The following is a 17,995-nucleotide window of genomic DNA, read 5'->3' on the forward strand; positions in this document are numbered from 1 at the left end:
CTCTTGTAACCTATTTAAGGCTTGTTGAATAATGGAGAGATTTAATTGAATGCGATCGCTTCTTTTATCTTTTATAGTAACTAAAATGGTGGGTTACGACGAATTGTTAAATACTCACTATAATGCAAATTATAGCCGTCTAACCCACCCTACTTTTCTTGATTGCGACTTGCTATATTAATGCGATCGCTTAACTCCGATAATTGTTGAGAGAGATCCCAATCTTTCTTCTGTAATTTAGAAATTTTATCACAACTATATAACACGGTTGTATGATCTTTTCCGCCGAATTCTTCTCCTATTCTCGGTAAACTTAAATCCGTATGTTGACGCATTAAATACATTCCTATTTGTCTAGCTAAGCTAATTTCTCGACGGCGTGAACTGCCTTTTAAATCCTCTATAGAAACATTAAAATTCTCAGCAATAATTTTAATAATAACATCAGGAGAAACGGGAATTTGTTCCATCGGTGGATTCAAAACAGGGGCTATATTTTCCACTGTCATGGATAATCCTGAAATAGAAATATAAGTAACACCGCGAATTAATGCCCCTTCTAATTCCCTAATATTAGATGTATAATTAGTGGCGATATATTCAATCACATCACGGGGTAATCTAATGTTTTCATACTCTGCTTTTTTTTGTAAAATTGCCATCCTTGTTTCTAAATCTGGGACTTGAATATCGGCAATTAATCCCATAGAAAAACGAGACACTAATCTATCTTGTAAACTCGGAATTCTTTTGGGAGGACGATCAGAGGCAATTACCACTTGTTTTCCTGCTTCATGTAAGGTATTAAAGGTATGAAAAAACTCTTCTTGAGTGTATTCTTTTCCTTCAATAAATTGAATATCATCCACTAATAAAATATCGGCGGTGCGATAATGTTCTCTAAAATTTTCCATACTATCTTGACGAATAGAGGCTATTAAATCATTAGTAAATTGTTCAGTAGAAACATAAAAAACATTGGCATTAGGGTATAATTCTAGACGATAATGGGCGATAGCTTGCATTAAATGAGTTTTTCCTAATCCAACTCCACCACATAAAAATAAAGGATTAAACTCCCGTCCCGGTGACTCAGCAACCGCTAAAGATGCAGCATGAGCCATTCTATTTGTCGGACCAACTACAAAGCGAGAAAAATTATAACGAGGGTTTAATTGACTTAGCTTGGGTGATTCTTGCTCCTTTTTATCCTGTCGTTTATCTGCTGAAAGATTATACTTATTTTTGTCAACAATTCTTAAATTTTGTTCTTGAGTCGTGATTAATTTTACAGAAATGGGATAACCGACAATGGTTTCCACTTCTTCTACAATTAAAGCATAATAAGTTTTTTGTAAATGATTAAGAATAAACGCATTTTCTACTTGAATCACTAAACAATTATCTTGCCAATTTTCTACCGTTGCAGAAGCAATCCAAGTTTCATAAGCAGTGGGATTTAATCGTAATTTTAAACGATCAAGCACTTGATTCCAAACATATTGGGGGGAAATAGTCATTCTTAAAATTAGGTCTTAACAACGGAAGAAGCTTTTGACATCTAATTCAAGAGAGAACTAATATTCTCATCTCAGATGTCAAAATTGTTTTAGATAAATTAGCAATTCAAAGCAATAATAAAAATAAAGGTTAGGGAATAGGGAGGCTAAAAAATAAGATTATATCAGGTTCTCGGAAGTTTCCCAATCATCCAAACAAAACGTCATAATAGATATAGAACTTTTGAGATAGATAAAAATCTATGATCAACCAAAATCTAGAAATCGCTCAAGTTGGTAATCCTATCTTAAGACAACAAGCGCAATGGGTTACCGATATAACTGATGAAAAGTTACAGCAATTTATTGACACCTTATTAACCACAGCAATGGATGCAAAAGGGGTAGGTATTGCTGCACCTCAAGTGTCTCAATCTTACCGTTTATTTATCGTTTGTTCCCATCCTAACCCCCGTTATCCCGATGCACCATTGATGGAACCCACGGTGATGATTAACCCCCGTTTAGTTTCTCATTCAGAAGAAATAATTAAAGGTTGGGAAGGGTGTTTAAGCGTTCCCGGTGTAAGGGGTTTAGTCCCCAGATATCAAACCATTACAGTGGAATATTTAGATCGTTATGGTAGACTACATCAGCAAGAATTTACGAATTTTGTCGCTAGAATCTTTCAACATGAATTAGACCATCTTAACGGTATTCTCTTTATTGATAGGGTTAAAAATTCTGAAAATTTATTGTATAATGAACCAAAAAAATAGTAAAAAAATGTCTTAACTTTTTTCATAAATAATCAGTAATCATACTAATGACAATTATAACTCTGTAATTTACGCTATTAAGTAAAGTATGTTACACAAAGGTTTTTTATGTTGCGTCATTTTATTGGGTTAATGTCATTATCCGTTGCCTTGGTTCCTATTTCTGTTAACGCCTTTCCTACTTCACCTCAAATTAATAAATTAGCGCAAAGAATTTGTCAAATTCCGAGTCAATCACCAGAAGCTTTTAAAGAATCAATGTTAAAAGAAATGATCCAAGAAATGGGGGGATGGATGAATCAAGGAAGTTTAAGTTTTGAAGAAATGAGTAATAAAGATATCCTGAAACAAATAGGAAATGAAGTGGCTATAGAAATGTATAATATTTGTCCAAGTCGAGTGATGGAACTCGGTAATCAATATAACAGTGAACTGTAAGAAAACAGCAGTTAAAGGCAATAATTCATCTTAGTTCATTTTGATTTTTAACTAAGCTAAGCTAAATAGTAAATAAACTTTATTGATTTAAAAATTATCGACCAGGAAGCAGTAAAAGCTTCCTGTTTTAGTTGATAACTTAAAAAGACTTAGATAAGTAGGTAGGGGTTATAAAACAAAGGTATTAAATGTGCCTTCAGAATTCAAAAAACGATATATTTCTTCATAAGTTTGTAAAAATCTGTAAAAAATATAGTCACTTAATTATTTAGTATAGTAGCATTCTATTAAAAATTATCATTCTACAACCTTGTTTCAATACAAAGATGATTAACGGAATTCTAGCTAATCTCAAAGTAATATGTAAAATACTATTGATTATAGTATTTATAGGAAGTATTATTGTTGGTGTTATTGTTTCTTTAGCACTCCCTTTTTGTATTCCTAAAAATTTTTATTATAATAATAATTGGTATCTATTTCTAATTAGTTTTATTACCTTTATTTTAGCTAGTATATTTCCTATTTCCGGAATCGCTTATATCTTATTTCAAGGAGAATCCCGTCGTCGGAAATTAGCAAAAGACTTTTGGTTATTGAGTATCAGAGTTGATGGGGATTTAGAACAAAAAGATTTAAACAAAATTGTTAAACGATTTAGACAAAGATATAGTCAAAAATATGGAAAAAATATAGAAGAAACAGATGTATCTTCGGAAAATTGGGATATTGAAGCTTATTGTGAGTATTTTAATATTATCAAAGAAAAAAGTAATTCAGACTGGAATTATATTATACAATCTTTAATTCCTATTGTTGTGACTAATTTAGGAGTTAATTTATTATTTATTCAAAATTTACCCTATGAATTGTTTAATGATTATAATCGTGATTACTTAACTATAATGAAAGCTGGTTTTATTGGGGGTTATATATTTTCAGTTCAGTTAATATATCGTCGTTACACTTCTTTTGATTTAAAACCTTACGTTTATATGGCTTGTACATTAGCCATGATTTCTGGCATATTATTTAGTTTTATTGCATCTCCACTAATATTGAGCTTATTTGGTAATAATAGTAATAATGGTGATTATCAAATCCAAAATGGAATTATATATATTTTAGGTTTTTCTCTAGGATATTTTCCCTATTTAGCGATTCGTTGGTTTAACCAAATTGCATATAGAGCATTACAAATAAACGAATATCAATCAAATAGTTTACCTTTAAATATCCTTGATGGAATTAGTCAATTTCATGAAACAAGATTACATGATGAAGGAATAGACAATATAGAAAATTTAGCATCAGCCCCAATAGATGATTTATTAGTTAATACTTATTTTAGTGCATCCAGAATAATTGGATGGATAGATCAAGCCATACTTTATGTTTACTTAGAAACCAACGAAATTCAGAATTTTCGTCGGGGAGGAATCAGAAATTTTTCTGATTTTAGAGAATACTGGGGACCCTGTTTTAAAGCCTACTATGCTCTAGCAAACCCCACTATAAAATTAATTGAAATATTTCGTCATCTAGATATCACTGAAGATAAAATAAAATCCTTTTCAGGACTAACAAAAGACGAATTTATTAAACAATGCCAAGACTTGATTTATCAATGGGAGATTGATAATATTGAAATAGAGATGATCCATCACTTATTAAAAACTCTTCAACAAACCAAGAATTCCGAAAATTTATTCAATCAATTAGATGATTACAGGCAAAAATTAGCTCTAGAATTAAGATCTACCCCTGAGCATCTTGATTTATTATATATCTCTACTCGATTGGGTCCCAATGTCGCTTATGTGAAACATTATTGGAGAATATTAGAAAAAATAGGAAATGCTAGTTACAATGAAAAGTTTAAAAGACAAACCCTGAATTCTAACTAAACTTAAATTTTAGAAAATTAAACAAAAAAATAGCTTTTTTGGCCATGGATTGGTTTATTTATGTTAATCGCTAATTCCACAGATGCAACAGTAATCATGTTAAAAGTAACAAATAGTGAAATAACAGAAGCAGAATTAACAATTTGGATTACAAATAACATCAATCCATAACCTAGTACAATAGATGAAGTCTTCAACTGTTCTACTTATGACTTCATCCCGTTATAAAGTTTGTATCACCCTAGGAACCCGTCCCGAAGCCATAAAACTTGCCCCTGTGATTCAAAAATTTCGTCATTCACAGGCATTTGAAACCCATGTTATCTTAACCGGACAACATCGGGAAATGGTAGAACAGGTCATGCAACTGTTTGAAATAACAGCCGATGAAGACTTGAATATCATGCAGCCAAAACAAACCCTAACCGACATAACCTACCGCAGTTTGCAGGGGTTAGAAAGCATTTTTAAAAGAATACAACCCCATTGTGTGATTGTTCAAGGAGACACGACAACCGCATTTGCTGCCACGTTAGCAGCATTCTATCAACAAATTCCCATTGGCCACGTTGAAGCCGGTTTACGAACCGATAATCTTTATAACCCCTACCCAGAAGAAGCTAACCGTCGCCTCATTTCCCAACTGGCCCAGTTACATTTTGCCCCCACCCAGTTAGCAGTGGAAAACTTGAACCGTTCCGGTGTGACAGGAGATATCCATTTAACCGGAAATACCGTCATTGATGCGTTGTTAACCGTTGCAGACAAACAACCGAACTGTTATGTTCAAGGGTTAGACTGGAATCAATACAGGGTGCTATTAGCTACCGTACATCGACGAGAGAACTGGGGAGAGCCTCTAGAAGACATCTTAAAAGGGTTTCACCTCATTTTAGACAAATTTCCCGATACAGCCCTCTTGCTGCCCATGCACCGCAACCCAACCGTTAGAGAACCCATCCAAGCATCATTAGGCAACCATCCTAGAGTGTTTTTAACGGAACCTTTGGACTATGGGGAGTTAGTCGGGGCCATTCAACGCTGTTATCTATTATTAACCGATTCTGGCGGTTTGCAAGAAGAAGCCCCTAGTTTGGGTAAACCTGTGTTAGTGTTACGAGAAACAACAGAAAGACCGGAAGCAGTAGACGCAGGAACCGCTAAATTAGTCGGCACAGATTATCAAACTATTGTTAGTAATAGTAGTGAATTATTGAGTGATAAAATAGCTTATGAACAGATGGCAAATGCCGTTAATCCCTTTGGAGATGGTCAAGCAAGCGATCGCATTTTAGAGATTGTACAAGGTTATTTAGGAGAAAAACATTGATAACTTTTACTAATATTGGTGAACTAATCACAATAGATTCTAATAATAATCGTCCCGTTATTACAGGAACGAGAACATCAGTAAGAAGAATTGCTGGTTTATATAATCAAGGCAATAATGCCGAAGAAATAGCCAGAAGATTAAATCACTTAACCATCACTCAAATTTATGCAGCATTAACTTATTATCATGCTAACCGAGAAGAAATAGATAAGGACATTGAAGCAGAACAAAACGCTTATGAAGAATTAGCTAAACAACATTATCAACAGAATCAACTTTAGGAATGACAAAAATTCGTCTTTATTTAGATGAAGATGCTCAAGATAATGATCTTATCTTGGCTTTGCGACTGCGTAATATTGATGTTTTATCCACTGGAGAAGCACAAATGTTATCGAAAAGTGATGAAGAACAATTACAATGGGCATTTGAGAATGAGCGTGTTATTTATAGTTTTAATGTTAGAGATTTTTACAAAATTCATACTAATTTACTCGAAACAAAACAATCTCATGCTGGAATTATTTTAGGAACTCAAAATTATTCAATTGGAGAACAAATGCGTCGTCTTTTAAGAATTATTGCTACCTTATCAGCAGAAAATATGAAAAATCAAATAGAATTTTTGAGTGCTTGGAGAGCATAAACTTGATTAAATAAAAAAATCCCTAAAACTTGAGAAAGAGGGATTTTTTATTCGCTGTTTTATTTTGAGATAAGTAGGGATAATTAACATTAATCAATTATCCCCATACAAAGTAATCAAATTAAGCTTTTTTCTTTAACTTAGTCGCCATGCCGAAAAGTCCGACACCCACTAACATAAGGGTAGAAGTCGGTTCAGGGGTAGAAACTGCATCAGCATTAGAAAAGACAAGGGTTGTGTCATTTACATCTACTACGCCATTATTACCGTCTGTAGCAGGATTTCCATTTACTCCTAGAAGACTGCCGAAACCAGGAAAACTTAATGAAAATACAGATGTACTAAGAGTACCCACATTGAATACTAGGGCAAGTTGACTGGCAGCGACATCTATTTCCCCACCGACAACAGTAAAGGAATTAGCCACAGGAGTTACAACAGAAGGGATTATATCAAAGGGGGTAGTATATCCCAAAGCAGCAGGTGCTGAAGTAACTATAACAGAAGTTGCAGCTTGACCCGAAAAATCACCATCAGGTAATTCAAGCGTACCTTCTACAGTACCAGTCGTATTACCTTCTACGTTACTGAAAGAGAAGTTGAAAGTAGCAGCATTAGCAGCATCAGCTAACCCGACAACAGAAACGACGACAGATGCAGCTAAACCAGAAGCTAGGGGTTTTAGTTTCATTGTGGGAATACCTCACATTGATGATTGTATTGAAGATTACAAACAATTTTTGACTAAAATCAAGAGGATTGTGAGTCTTTTTAGCAAAAATATTCACCAATGTATCCATAATCCCTGATTTTGTCAAGATGTATATGTTTTTCTTAATCCTATGAATTGACTGAATTTAATCTAAACAATCTAAAAATGATGATTAAAAAGATATGATTACAATAAACAGAAGACGTTCAGCGATCGCTTAATCTTGAAGAGAACTAATATTAAGACAGGCATGGTCACTCATGTCATTGCCAACATAGTCAAACGATAAGTGAAACAACTGATCACTGATAAGTGATAACTGATAACCGACTTATGACACTAACCGTATACAACACCTTAACTCGCAAAAAAGAACCCTTTACCCCCATCGAAGAAGGTACAGTCAAGATGTATTGCTGTGGCATTACCGTCTATGATTACTGTCATTTAGGTCATGCGAGAACTTGTATTGTTTGGGATGTGGTACGGCGTTATTTACAATGGCGTGGCTATGATGTCACCTATATTCAGAATTTTACCGATATTGACGATAAAATCTTAAACCGCGCCAGACAAGAAAAAACCACTATGGAAGCGGTGTCAGAACGGTTTATTGAGGCGTATTTTGAAGATATGGAACGCCTCGGCGTACAAAAAGCAGACGCTTACCCTCGCGCTACCCATACCCTCAATGGTATTCAACGCTTAGTCTCGGAGTTGGAAGCTAAAGGATATGCTTACGCTTCAGAGGGAGATGTCTATTACAATGTCCATCAATTTAAACCCTATGGTAAGCTTTCTGGCCGTAAATTAGAAGACTTACAAGCAGGGGCTAGTGGTCGAGTAGCAGTAGAAGACGCTGAAGCCAGCAAGAAAAAAGATCCGGCAGATTTTGCGGTGTGGAAATCTGCAAAACCTGGGGAACCTGCTTGGGACTCTCCTTGGGGAAAAGGCCGCCCCGGATGGCATATCGAATGTTCTGCTATGGTACGGGAGAGACTGGGAGAAACCATTGATATTCATGTCGGGGGAAGTGATCTGATTTTTCCTCACCACGAAAATGAGATCGCCCAGTCAGAAGCCGCCACCGGTAAGCCTTTAGCCCGTTATTGGTTACACAATGGCATGGTGAAAGTAGGTGGGGAAAAAATGTCGAAATCTTTGGGGAACTTTACTACCATTCGAGAGTTATTAGAGAAAATTGACCCCATGGCTGTGAGATTATTTATTTTACAGGCGCAATATCGTAAACCGGTGGATTTTACCGATGACGCTTTACAAGCAGCCACCAATGGCTGGCAAACGTTATCAGAAGGGTTATTATTTGGCTTTCAACATGGGGAAACTTTGGGCTTTAAGCCTGATCAGTCTGAGTTGTTACCTGAGTTTGTCCAACGGTTTCAAGCGGCGGTAGACGATGACTTTAACTTTGCCGGTGGGTTAGCGGTGTTATTTGAAATAGCGAAAGAGTTACGCAAAGAAAGTAATTTATTGGTGCATCAAGGAACCACTGAAAGCAACTCAGAATTATTAGAAAAACAATGGCACACATTAAGAACCTTAGCTACTGTTTTAGGGTTAGAAGCAGACATCAATCAACTGAAACCTGAAAAGACTGACGGGTTAGATGATACAGACATCGAATTGTTAATTGAACAACGAAAAGAAGCAAGGAAAAATAAGAACTTTGCCGAAAGCGATCGCATTCGAGATCAATTGAAAGAACAAGGTGTTATTTTAGTGGATCAACCTGGCGGTGTTACAACTTGGCATCGCGGATAACACTCACTTACTTTGACGGATAACGTTATTCGTCAAGAATAGTAGGGTGGGCAAATGGGATCACTTAATTCTTGTTAATAAAAACCTTAAATTATTGCCCACCATCATCAGTAAGGTGGGCAAAATGTATAGACTTTAAATTAACAATTTATCCGTTAAACTTTGCCCACCCTACTATACATGGTACTCAATATATTAATATCGTTTGTAGAATCTGATTTATAAATTCATACCTAAATTGTCTAACTATCCTCATTTTTTAAGTTATTAATGGTTTCTTCTAACCATAAATTAAAATCGCTTTCGTAAAGATTGGCACTCATAATTAATTGCCTAACCACAACAAAGGTATTTCATATTATAACATTTTTTAGGTGGAAAGATTCCTATTTAATGTGTTTGAGCTAAAATAAAGTAAATTAGGCTTAGATAATTGAGAGAAAAAACTATGGTGAATTCTATAGAAATCAACTGCAATTCTTTAAAGTTAACAGATGAGCAATTTTTTCAACTCTGTCAAGATAATCGTGATTTACGTTTTGAAAGAAATAGTAATGGAGATATAGTAATTATGCCACCCACTGGAGGAGAAACAGGTAATCGAAATAGTTCAATAACTTATCAACTTTACGCCTGGAATCTTCAAAATAAATTAGGTGTTACTTTTGATTCATCGACGGGTTTTAAGCTACCAAATAAGGCCGATAGATCCCCTGATGCGTCTTGGATACCTCTAGAAAAATGGGAAGATTTAACATCGGAACAACGTCAAAAGTTCTTACCATTATGCCCTGATTTTGTTATAGAATTACGTTCTCCGACTGATATTTTGAAGACGTTACAAAATAAGATGAAAGAATATCTAGAAAATGGCACAAAGTTAGGATGGTTAATTAATCCAAAGGATAAAAAAATAGAAGTTTATCGACAAGAGAAAGAAGTAGAAATATTAGATAATCCCACAACATTATCATGGGAAGATGTGTTACCTAATTTTTTGTTAGATTTAGAAACTATTTGGTAAAATTAAATTATGAATTGATAACTAAGAGGAATAAACTATGGTTGATTCTATACAAGTAAACTGTGATTCTTTAAAGCTAACAGATGAGCAATTTTTTCAACTGTGTCAAGATAATCGTGATTTACGCTTTGAAAGAAATAGCAATGGAGATATATTAATTATGCCACCCACTGGAGGAGAAACAAGTAATAAAAATAGTGATATAATCTATCAACTATACGCATGGAATCGTAAGAATAAACTAGGTGTTACATTCGATTCTTCTGGAGGGTTTAAGTTACCAAATGGTGCAGATCGATCCCCTGATGCCTCTTGGATACCTATAGAAAAATGGGATAATTTAACTTCTCAACAGCGTCAAAAGTTTTTACCATTATGTCCAGATTTTGTCATAGAATTACGTTCTCCTAGTGATAGTTTAAAAACGCTACAAAATAAAATGAAAGAGTATCTAGAAAATGGCACAAAATTAGGATGGTTAATTAATCCAAAAGCTAAACAAGTGGAAGTTTATCGACAAGGTAAACAAGTAGAAATATTAGATAATCCCACCACATTATCAGGGGAGGATGTGTTACCTTATTTTGTGCTGGATTTAGAAAAAATTTGGTAACATTAAATTATAACTATGATATTGAGGTCAATAAATTATGGTTAATCCTCTAGAAATAAACTGCAATTCTTTACAACTTACAGATGAGCAATTTTTTCAATTGTGTCAGGATAATCGGGATTTAAGGTTTGAAAGAAATAGTAATGGAGATATATTAATTATGCCACCCACTGGAGGAGAAACAAGTAATCGAAATAGTTCAATAAACTATCAACTTTACGCCTGGAATCTTCAAAATAAATCAGGTGTTACTTTTGATTCTTCCGGAGGGTTTAAGCTACCAAATGGTGCAGATCGATCCCCTGATGCGTCTTGGATACCTTTAGAAAAGTGGAATAATTTAACCCCTCAACAGCGTCAAAAGTTTTTACCTTTATGTCCTGATTTTGTTATTGAATTACGTTCTCCGACTGATAGTTTAAAGACGTTACAAAATAAAATGAAAGAGTATCTAGAAAATGGCACAAAATTAGGATGGTTAATTAATCCAAAAGCTAAACAAGTGGAAGTTTATCGACAAGGTAAACAAGTAGAAATATTAGATAATCCCACCACATTATCAGGGGAGGATGTGTTACCTTATTTTGTGCTGGATTTAGAAAAAATTTGGTAACATTAAATTATAACTATGATATTGAGGTCAATAAATTATGGTTAATCCTCTAGAAATAAACTGCAATTCTTTACAACTTACAGACGAGCAATTTTTTCAACTGTGTCAAGATAATCGTGATTTACGCTTTGAAAGAAATAGTAATGGAGATATGGTAATTATGTCACCCACTGGAGGAGAAACAAGTAACAGAAATCTAAAAATTATACAACAATTAGGAATATGGACAGATCAAGATAAAACAGGAATTGCTTTTGATTCTTCTGGAGGGTTTAAGTTACCAAATGGTGCAGATCGATCCCCTGATGCGTCTTGGATACCTCTAGAAAAATGGAATAATTTAACTCCTCAACAACGTCAAAAATTCTTACCATTGTGTCCTGATTTTGTCATAGAATTACGTTCTCCGACTGATAGTTTAAAGACATTACAAAATAAAATGAAAGAGTATATAGAAAATGGCACAAGGTTAGGCTGGTTAATTAATCCAAAAACTAAACAAGTGGAAGTTTATCGACAAGGTAAAAAAGTAGAAATATTAGATAATTCGACAACATTATCAGGTGAAAATGTGTTACCTAGTTTTGTATTAGATTTAGAATTAATCTGGTAATAATATTATAATAGGTTAGTTTGGGATGTCATGATCTGAATATTACTATGGTTAATGCGGTACTTGATTTTCTCCGAGATCCAGCTTGGACAGGAATAGGGGTTATTGTTAGCTTTGTATTAGGATTTATCGGATTTTATTATACAGGAAGAAATAAAGTATTCTTGTATTTATCCATAGCAGTAGCTATATTTATTTTAGGTTTAGGTGTAGGTTTAGGAAATAGATTAACAAATCAATCTACGGTTTCTGGTTCTCAAGTACCTTTTATTCCAGTAGATTCAACCAAAGATTGGCAACCAACGGGTGTTAATATAAAAAAAGGAAACACAGTAATAATTAGTGTTAAAGGTGGAAACTGGACATTAGGTCGAAAAGAAGTAAACCTTAAAAAGTATCCAGATATCGATAAAGCGTTTGTATCTACGCCTAATCTTGATGAATTATGGCATCAATTTTCTGAAAATATGGGGGAAGGATACGAGCATTTAAAATGTAAAACGTTAGAATGTCCTGCCCCTGAAATTGATGCAAATTTAGGAAGTTTAATAGGCAAAATTTCCAGTTTAGAAAATCCTAAACTGGATGAATTTTTTGCAGTTGGTCAAAAAACGAGATATACATCACCTGTAGATGGTATTTTATTCTTAACAATGAATGATAGAGATAAAACTGATAACTCTGGAATACTTTTAGTAAAAATTAGTGTCATACCATAAATCAATGTTTTCATTTTGAATAGTAAATGGTTTAGGTTTAACACCATTAATCTCCTACATTTTGATTGATTTTACTTCAGTTTCTAGGCAATTTTTTAATCTATCTTTTGTAACTTCAAGATCATATTTTACTTGTAAATTCAACCAAAACCTTTCTGATAATCCAAAATATTTAGATAGTCGTAAAGCAATTTCTGCATTAATAGACTGTTGACCTTCAATTATCTCATTAATAGTAGCTAAAGAAACATTAATATCTTCAGCTAATTTTGATGAATTAATTGACATTGGTTCGAGAAATTCCTCTAATAAAATTTCTCCAGGATGAACAGGTTGTAAGTTAAAAGATTCCATAAGTTACTCCTAATGATAATCAATAATTTCTACATCAAAAGCATTACCTTGATCCCAATAAAAACATAATCGGTATTGCTTATTAATACGAATACTATATTGTCCTTCTCTATCTCCTTTTAATTTTTCTAATCGGTTTCCAGGGGGAATGCGTAAATCATCTAATGATTCTGCTGCATCTAATATAGCTAATTTTCTTTGTGCTGTTCTTAAAATATTGGCAGGAAACTTAGACGAAACTTGCCTAAGAAATAACTTTTCTGTCTGTTGACAACGAAAACTTTGAATCATAACAATATCATCATATTAAAACCTTAAAGAAATCTTAAAAAAATTAGGGCAAATCTAAGAACATCCCGAAAAATCCGTTAAGATTAAAAATCCGTAGTATAAATTGTCTTAATAAACACCATAGATCAAATACTCTCAGATTCGATAGCATGGGAAATAGAGGCCCGTTGATTCACCCAACAGCACAAAACTTGTCCCCCATAGACACAGGTTAAACAAAGACCTTCTAACCGAATCAATACCTTAACCATTCCTTAAGCTGCGGTTTAGTGGCATCATGACTAAACCTCTCTTAAGCAACTCCGTAACCCTTAAATTTTGACTTGTATGGATGAGCGTACCATAATGAATATGACCCAAAAGACCCATAACCAACCCAATGCAACTTATATGGGAATACCTTCCCTAGTAGAAGAAAGAGACGCTTGTGGGGTAGGATTTATTGCAGATGTAAAAGGAAACGGCAGCCATAAACTGATCCAACAGACCCTAACCGCGTTAAGCTGTATGGAACATCGGGGCGGTTGTAGCGCCGATAACGACTCAGGAGATGGATCGGGGATCATGACAGCTATCCCCCGTGAGTTATTATCCCCCTGGTTTGCCGAAAAAGGCTTAACCATGCCACCTGTGGAACAGTTAGGGGTAGGGATGGTCTTTTTACCTCAAGATAGCAGTAAGCGACAAGAAGAGCGATCGCAGGTTGAGAATGCAGTTACAGCAGCCAAGTTAACCGTATTAGGATGGCGTGAAGTTCCGGTTAACCCTAACGTATTGGGGGTTCAAGCAAAAGAAAACCAGCCTCATATTGAACAAATAATGGTCACATCTCCCGACGGGTTATCAGGGGATGAGTTGGATCGGGTGTTGTATGTGGTGCGATCGCAGATCGGTAAACGCTTAGCAGACGATTTTTATATTTGTTCCTTTAGTTGTCGTACCATCGTTTATAAAGGAATGGTACGCAGTGCCGTCTTAGGAGAATTTTATCAAGATTTAAACGATCCGAATTATATTAGTCGCTTTGCGGTGTATCATCGCCGGTTTAGTACCAACACCATGCCAAAATGGCCCCTAGCTCAACCCATGCGCTTATTGGGTCATAATGGAGAAATTAACACCCTGATCGGTAATATTAACTCCATGGCTACTAGGGAAGTTAAATTAAAAGTACCCGGTTGGACAGCAGCGGATCTCGACGCATTAACCCCCATTGTTAATACGGCCAACAGTGACTCCTATAACTTAGATAGTGCCTTAGAATTATTAGTAAGAACCGGTCGCAGTCCCTTAGAAGCGGCCATGATCCTAGTACCCGAAGCTTACAAAAATCAGCCGGATCTCAAAGATTATCCCGAAATTACGGATTTTTACGATTATTATAGTGGCTTCCAAGAACCTTGGGATGGTCCTGCTTTATTAGCCTTTAGCGATGGTAAGATGGTAGGGGCCTGTTTAGACCGCAACGGATTACGGCCAGCCAGATATTGTATAACTAAAGATGACTATGTGGTAGTCGGTTCAGAAGCAGGAGTGGTAGACCTCCCTGAAAGCGATATTGTAGAAAAAGGGAGACTTGGCCCCGGACAAACCATTGCCGTCGACTTAACCACCCAAGAAGTGTTAAAAAACTGGGAGGTTAAGCAACGTATTGCCAAAACTCAGCCTTATGGGGAATGGTTACAAAGTTATCGTCAAAACATCACCCCCCAAGAATTTTCCGATCAGGTATTATTAAGCGACTCAGGCCAACTGCTACAACAACAAACTGCTTTCGGTTACACCGCAGAAGACGTAGAAATGATCGTGGTTCCCATGGCAACCCAAGGGAAAGAACCCACCTTCTGTATGGGGGATGATATTCCTTTAGCGGTATTATCAGACAAACCTCACCTACTCTACGACTACTTTAAACAACGGTTTGCCCAAGTAACTAACCCTCCCATCGATCCTCTACGGGAAAGTTTGGTCATGTCGTTGGAGATGTTACTCGGATCAAAAGGAAACTTACTCGATCCCCAGCCAGAAGACGCTAAACTACTGAAAGTAGAAAGCCCCGTTCTTAACGAAACGGAACTAGAACAAATCAAAAACGCTGATTTTAATACCACCGAGTTATCCACTCTGTTCGATATTAAAACAGGGCCAGAAGGGTTAAAAGCCGCTTTAGAACGTCTGTGTAATGAAGCAACCACCGCAGTGAAAAATGGGTCAAAAATCCTTATTTTAAGCGATCGCGTAGGGGCGAACGGCCGTTCGCCCAACAATATCAACGAAACCAACAGTTATATCCCTCCCCTCCTGGCAGTGGGAACTGTACACCATCATTTAATTAACCAAGGGTTACGTCTAGAAACCTCTCTAGTGGTGGATACAGCCCAATGTTGGAGTACCCATCATTTTGCTTGTTTAGTGGGTTATGGGGCCTCGGCAGTCTGTCCTTACCTTACCCTCGAAACCATCCGTCAATGGTGGAATGATACCAAAACCCAAAAATTAATGGCCAACGGCAAACTAGAGGCCATTACCCTCGAAGAGGCATTAGGCAACTATCGTCACGCAGTGGAAGCCGGGTTATTAAAAATTCTCTCTAAAATGGGCATATCCCTCTTAGCATCCTATCACGGGGCCCAAATTTTTGAAGCCATTGGCCTCGGTATGGAATTAGTAGATATGGCCTTTAAAGGGACAACCAGTCGTGTTGGTGGCTTAAATATCGCAGAACTCGCTCAAGAAATTATCGCTGTTCATAGTCGTGCCTTCCCCAGTTTAACCGATAAGAAACTGAAAAACTTCGGCTTTATTAACTACCGTCCAGGGGGAGAATATCACATGAACTCCCCAGAAATGGCTAAATCTCTGCACAAAGCAGTGAAAGCCTATAAAATTGGCGAAAATGGAGCGAATGCAGAGGCTTATGATCACTACGAACTCTATCAAAAATACCTCGAAGAACGACCCATTACTGCGTTACGGGACTTATTAGAGTTTAAAGGGGATCAACCTTCTATCCCTGTTGAAGAAGTGGAACCCGTCGAAGCCATTGTGACCCGTTTCTGTACCGGCGGAATGTCTTTGGGGGCCCTATCACGGGAGGCCCACGAAACCCTGGCGATCGCCATGAACCGTTTAGGAGGCAAGTCCAACTCTGGAGAAGGAGGAGAAGATCCCACCCGTTTTATTACTCTCTCTGATGTAGATGAAAACGGTAACTCTCCTACCTTTCCCCATCTTAAAGGCTTACGGAACGGAGACACCGCCAGTTCTGCCATTAAACAGATCGCTTCGGGCCGGTTTGGCGTAACCCCCGAATATTTGATGAATGGTCAACAGTTAGAGATCAAAATGGCCCAAGGGGCAAAACCAGGAGAAGGGGGACAGTTACCCGGTAAGAAAGTGAGTCCCTATATTGCCATGTTACGCCGTTCTAAACCCGGTGTGACCCTTATTTCACCTCCTCCTCACCATGACATCTATTCCATTGAAGACTTAGCCCAGTTAATCTTTGACTTGCATCAAATTAACCCCAGTGCTAAGGTATCGGTTAAATTAGTGGCTGAGATCGGCATCGGAACCATTGCTGCTGGTGTAGCGAAAGCGAACGCCGATGTGATTCAAATCTCTGGTCATGACGGTGGTACAGGTGCATCCCCCTTAAGTTCCATTAAACACGCCGGATGTCCTTGGGAACTGGGTGTGACGGAAGTGCATCGGATGTTGATGCAGAATAAACTCCGCGATCGCGTTATTTTACGGGCTGATGGTGGCTTAAAAACCGGCTGGGATGTCATCATGGCCGCTTTAATGGGTGCCGAACAATACGGTTTTGGTTCCATTGCCATGATCGCTGAAGGTTGCATTATGGCGCGGATCTGTCATACCAATAACTGTCCGGTGGGTGTGGCAACCCAACAAGAAAAGTTACGGAAACGATTCACCGGGGTTCCTGAAAATGTGGTCAACTTCTTCTATTTTATTGCTGAGGAAGTTCGCTCAATTTTAGCAAAATTAGGCTATCGTTCCTTAGATGAGGTCATCGGCCGATCTGATCTGCTGACAATGCGGAAAAACGCCAATTTAACGAAGACTAACTCCATTAACCTAGACTGTCTGTTGAACCTTCCTGACGTGAAAAGCGATCGCAGTTGGTTAAACCATGAAGACGTACACAGCAATGGGCCTGTCTTGGATGATGAGTTATTGGCTGACGCTGCGGTGAGTTCTGCCATTAATACCCATGGAACCATAGCAAAAAATGTGAAAATTGTCAACACCGATCGCACCGTTGGGGCGCGTATTTCGGGAACATTAGCCAAAAAATACGGTAATACGGGCTTTTCTGGGGAGTTAAAATTTAACTTTACAGGGGCTGCTGGTCAAAGCTTTGCCGCGTTTAACCTTCCTGGTATGATTATGCACCTAGAAGGGGAAGCTAACGACTATGTCTGCAAAGGAATGCACGGAGGGGAAGTGGTTATCGTTCCCCCCAAAGATGCCAACTATGCAGCCGCAGATAACGTTATTGTCGGTAATACCTGCCTTTATGGGTCAACTGGCGGTGTTTTATACGCCAATGGCCGCGCCGGTGAACGGTTTGGGGTGCGTAACTCCATGGGTCAAGCGGTTATTGAAGGGGCCGGCGATCACTGTTGTGAATACATGACCGGTGGTG

General features: G+C 37.0%; 18 protein-coding genes. 13 read left to right on the plus strand and 5 right to left on the minus strand.

Features of this window, described 5'->3' with window-relative positions:
• Positions 1–149 precede the first annotated feature (149 nt).
• The gene (gene dnaA, locus C4E06_RS00435; protein WP_107666272.1) at positions 150–1,520 is read right to left on the minus strand and encodes a chromosomal replication initiator protein DnaA; all 1,371 of its coding nucleotides are present in this window, start codon (positions 1,518–1,520) and stop codon (positions 150–152) included.
• A gap of 242 nt (positions 1,521–1,762) precedes the next feature.
• On the opposite strand from dnaA, the gene def reads away from it, so the two are divergent.
• The 6 genes from def (at position 1,763) to C4E06_RS00465 (ending at position 6,602) form a co-directional block, all read left to right on the plus strand.
• Positions 1,763–2,278: a peptide deformylase gene (gene def / locus C4E06_RS00440; RefSeq protein WP_107666273.1), complete on the plus strand. Its 516-nt coding sequence runs from the start codon at positions 1,763–1,765 to the stop codon at positions 2,276–2,278.
• Between the two features lie 108 nt (positions 2,279–2,386).
• On the plus strand, positions 2,387–2,716 hold the full coding sequence (locus tag C4E06_RS00445; RefSeq protein WP_107666274.1) for a glutamyl-tRNA amidotransferase: 330 nt from the start codon (positions 2,387–2,389) through the stop codon (positions 2,714–2,716).
• Between the two features lie 326 nt (positions 2,717–3,042).
• On the plus strand, positions 3,043–4,623 hold the full coding sequence (locus tag C4E06_RS00450) for a hypothetical protein (RefSeq protein ID WP_157951095.1): 1,581 nt from the start codon (positions 3,043–3,045) through the stop codon (positions 4,621–4,623).
• 208 nt (positions 4,624–4,831) lie between these two features.
• Complete coding sequence (gene wecB / locus C4E06_RS00455) at positions 4,832–5,953, plus strand: non-hydrolyzing UDP-N-acetylglucosamine 2-epimerase (protein ID WP_107666276.1); 1,122 nt, start codon at positions 4,832–4,834, stop codon at positions 5,951–5,953.
• Positions 5,950–6,237, plus strand: coding sequence for a DUF433 domain-containing protein (locus tag C4E06_RS00460; RefSeq protein WP_107666277.1), 288 nt, complete (start codon positions 5,950–5,952; stop codon positions 6,235–6,237). Before wecB ends, C4E06_RS00460 begins: the two co-directional genes overlap by 4 nt.
• A 2-nt stretch (positions 6,238–6,239) precedes the next feature.
• Complete coding sequence (locus tag C4E06_RS00465) at positions 6,240–6,602, plus strand: DUF5615 family PIN-like protein (RefSeq protein WP_107666278.1); 363 nt, start codon at positions 6,240–6,242, stop codon at positions 6,600–6,602.
• Positions 6,603–6,723: 121 nt separating this feature from the next.
• Here C4E06_RS00465 and C4E06_RS00470 read toward each other — a convergent pair whose 3' ends face one another.
• Complete coding sequence (locus tag C4E06_RS00470; protein WP_107666279.1) at positions 6,724–7,293, minus strand: PEP-CTERM sorting domain-containing protein; 570 nt, start codon at positions 7,291–7,293, stop codon at positions 6,724–6,726.
• A gap of 354 nt (positions 7,294–7,647) precedes the next feature.
• On the opposite strand from C4E06_RS00470, the gene cysS reads away from it, so the two are divergent.
• A complete protein-coding gene (cysS, locus tag C4E06_RS00475) occupies positions 7,648–9,096 on the plus strand; it encodes a cysteine--tRNA ligase (protein ID WP_107666280.1) in 1,449 nt (482 codons plus the stop codon).
• A gap of 242 nt (positions 9,097–9,338) precedes the next feature.
• On the opposite strand, the gene C4E06_RS28540 is transcribed toward cysS, so the two are convergent.
• Positions 9,339–9,437 carry a DUF29 domain-containing protein gene (locus C4E06_RS28540; protein ID WP_232826109.1) on the minus strand — a complete coding sequence of 33 codons (99 nt, stop codon included), beginning with the start codon at positions 9,435–9,437 and terminating at the stop codon, positions 9,339–9,341.
• 107 nt (positions 9,438–9,544) lie between these two features.
• Between C4E06_RS28540 and C4E06_RS00480 the strand changes: the two genes are divergently transcribed.
• From C4E06_RS00480 to C4E06_RS00500, 5 genes are read left to right on the plus strand one after another with little or no spacing between them, the layout of a single operon-like run.
• Positions 9,545–10,120 (plus strand): Uma2 family endonuclease, encoded by a 576-nt coding sequence (locus tag C4E06_RS00480; protein ID WP_107666281.1) that lies wholly within the window; start codon positions 9,545–9,547, stop codon positions 10,118–10,120.
• Between the two features lie 37 nt (positions 10,121–10,157).
• Complete coding sequence (locus tag C4E06_RS00485) at positions 10,158–10,733, plus strand: Uma2 family endonuclease (protein ID WP_107666282.1); 576 nt, start codon at positions 10,158–10,160, stop codon at positions 10,731–10,733.
• 37 nt (positions 10,734–10,770) lie between these two features.
• Positions 10,771–11,346, plus strand: a complete 576-nt coding sequence (locus C4E06_RS00490) for a Uma2 family endonuclease (protein WP_107666283.1) — start codon at positions 10,771–10,773, stop codon at positions 11,344–11,346.
• Between the two features lie 37 nt (positions 11,347–11,383).
• On the plus strand, positions 11,384–11,959 hold the full coding sequence (locus C4E06_RS00495; RefSeq protein WP_107666284.1) for a Uma2 family endonuclease: 576 nt from the start codon (positions 11,384–11,386) through the stop codon (positions 11,957–11,959).
• A gap of 47 nt (positions 11,960–12,006) precedes the next feature.
• Entirely contained in the window at positions 12,007–12,678 is a 672-nt protein-coding gene (locus tag C4E06_RS00500) for a hypothetical protein (protein WP_107666285.1), read from the plus strand.
• A gap of 54 nt (positions 12,679–12,732) precedes the next feature.
• Here C4E06_RS00500 and C4E06_RS00505 read toward each other — a convergent pair whose 3' ends face one another.
• Together C4E06_RS00505 and C4E06_RS00510 are read right to left on the minus strand one after the other, a co-directional pair.
• Positions 12,733–13,032, minus strand: coding sequence for a HigA family addiction module antitoxin (locus C4E06_RS00505; RefSeq protein WP_107666286.1), 300 nt, complete (start codon positions 13,030–13,032; stop codon positions 12,733–12,735).
• Between the two features lie 9 nt (positions 13,033–13,041).
• Complete coding sequence (locus C4E06_RS00510; protein ID WP_107666287.1) at positions 13,042–13,323, minus strand: type II toxin-antitoxin system RelE/ParE family toxin; 282 nt, start codon at positions 13,321–13,323, stop codon at positions 13,042–13,044.
• A gap of 327 nt (positions 13,324–13,650) precedes the next feature.
• Here C4E06_RS00510 and gltB point away from each other — a divergent pair.
• Positions 13,651–17,995, plus strand: a 4,345-nt coding sequence (gene gltB, locus C4E06_RS00515) for a glutamate synthase large subunit (protein ID WP_107666291.1), incomplete at its 3' end; no start/stop codon positions are given.

The organism is Cyanothece sp. BG0011, from assembly GCF_003013815.1.
Lineage (GTDB): Bacteria > Cyanobacteriota > Cyanobacteriia > Cyanobacteriales > Microcystaceae > Crocosphaera.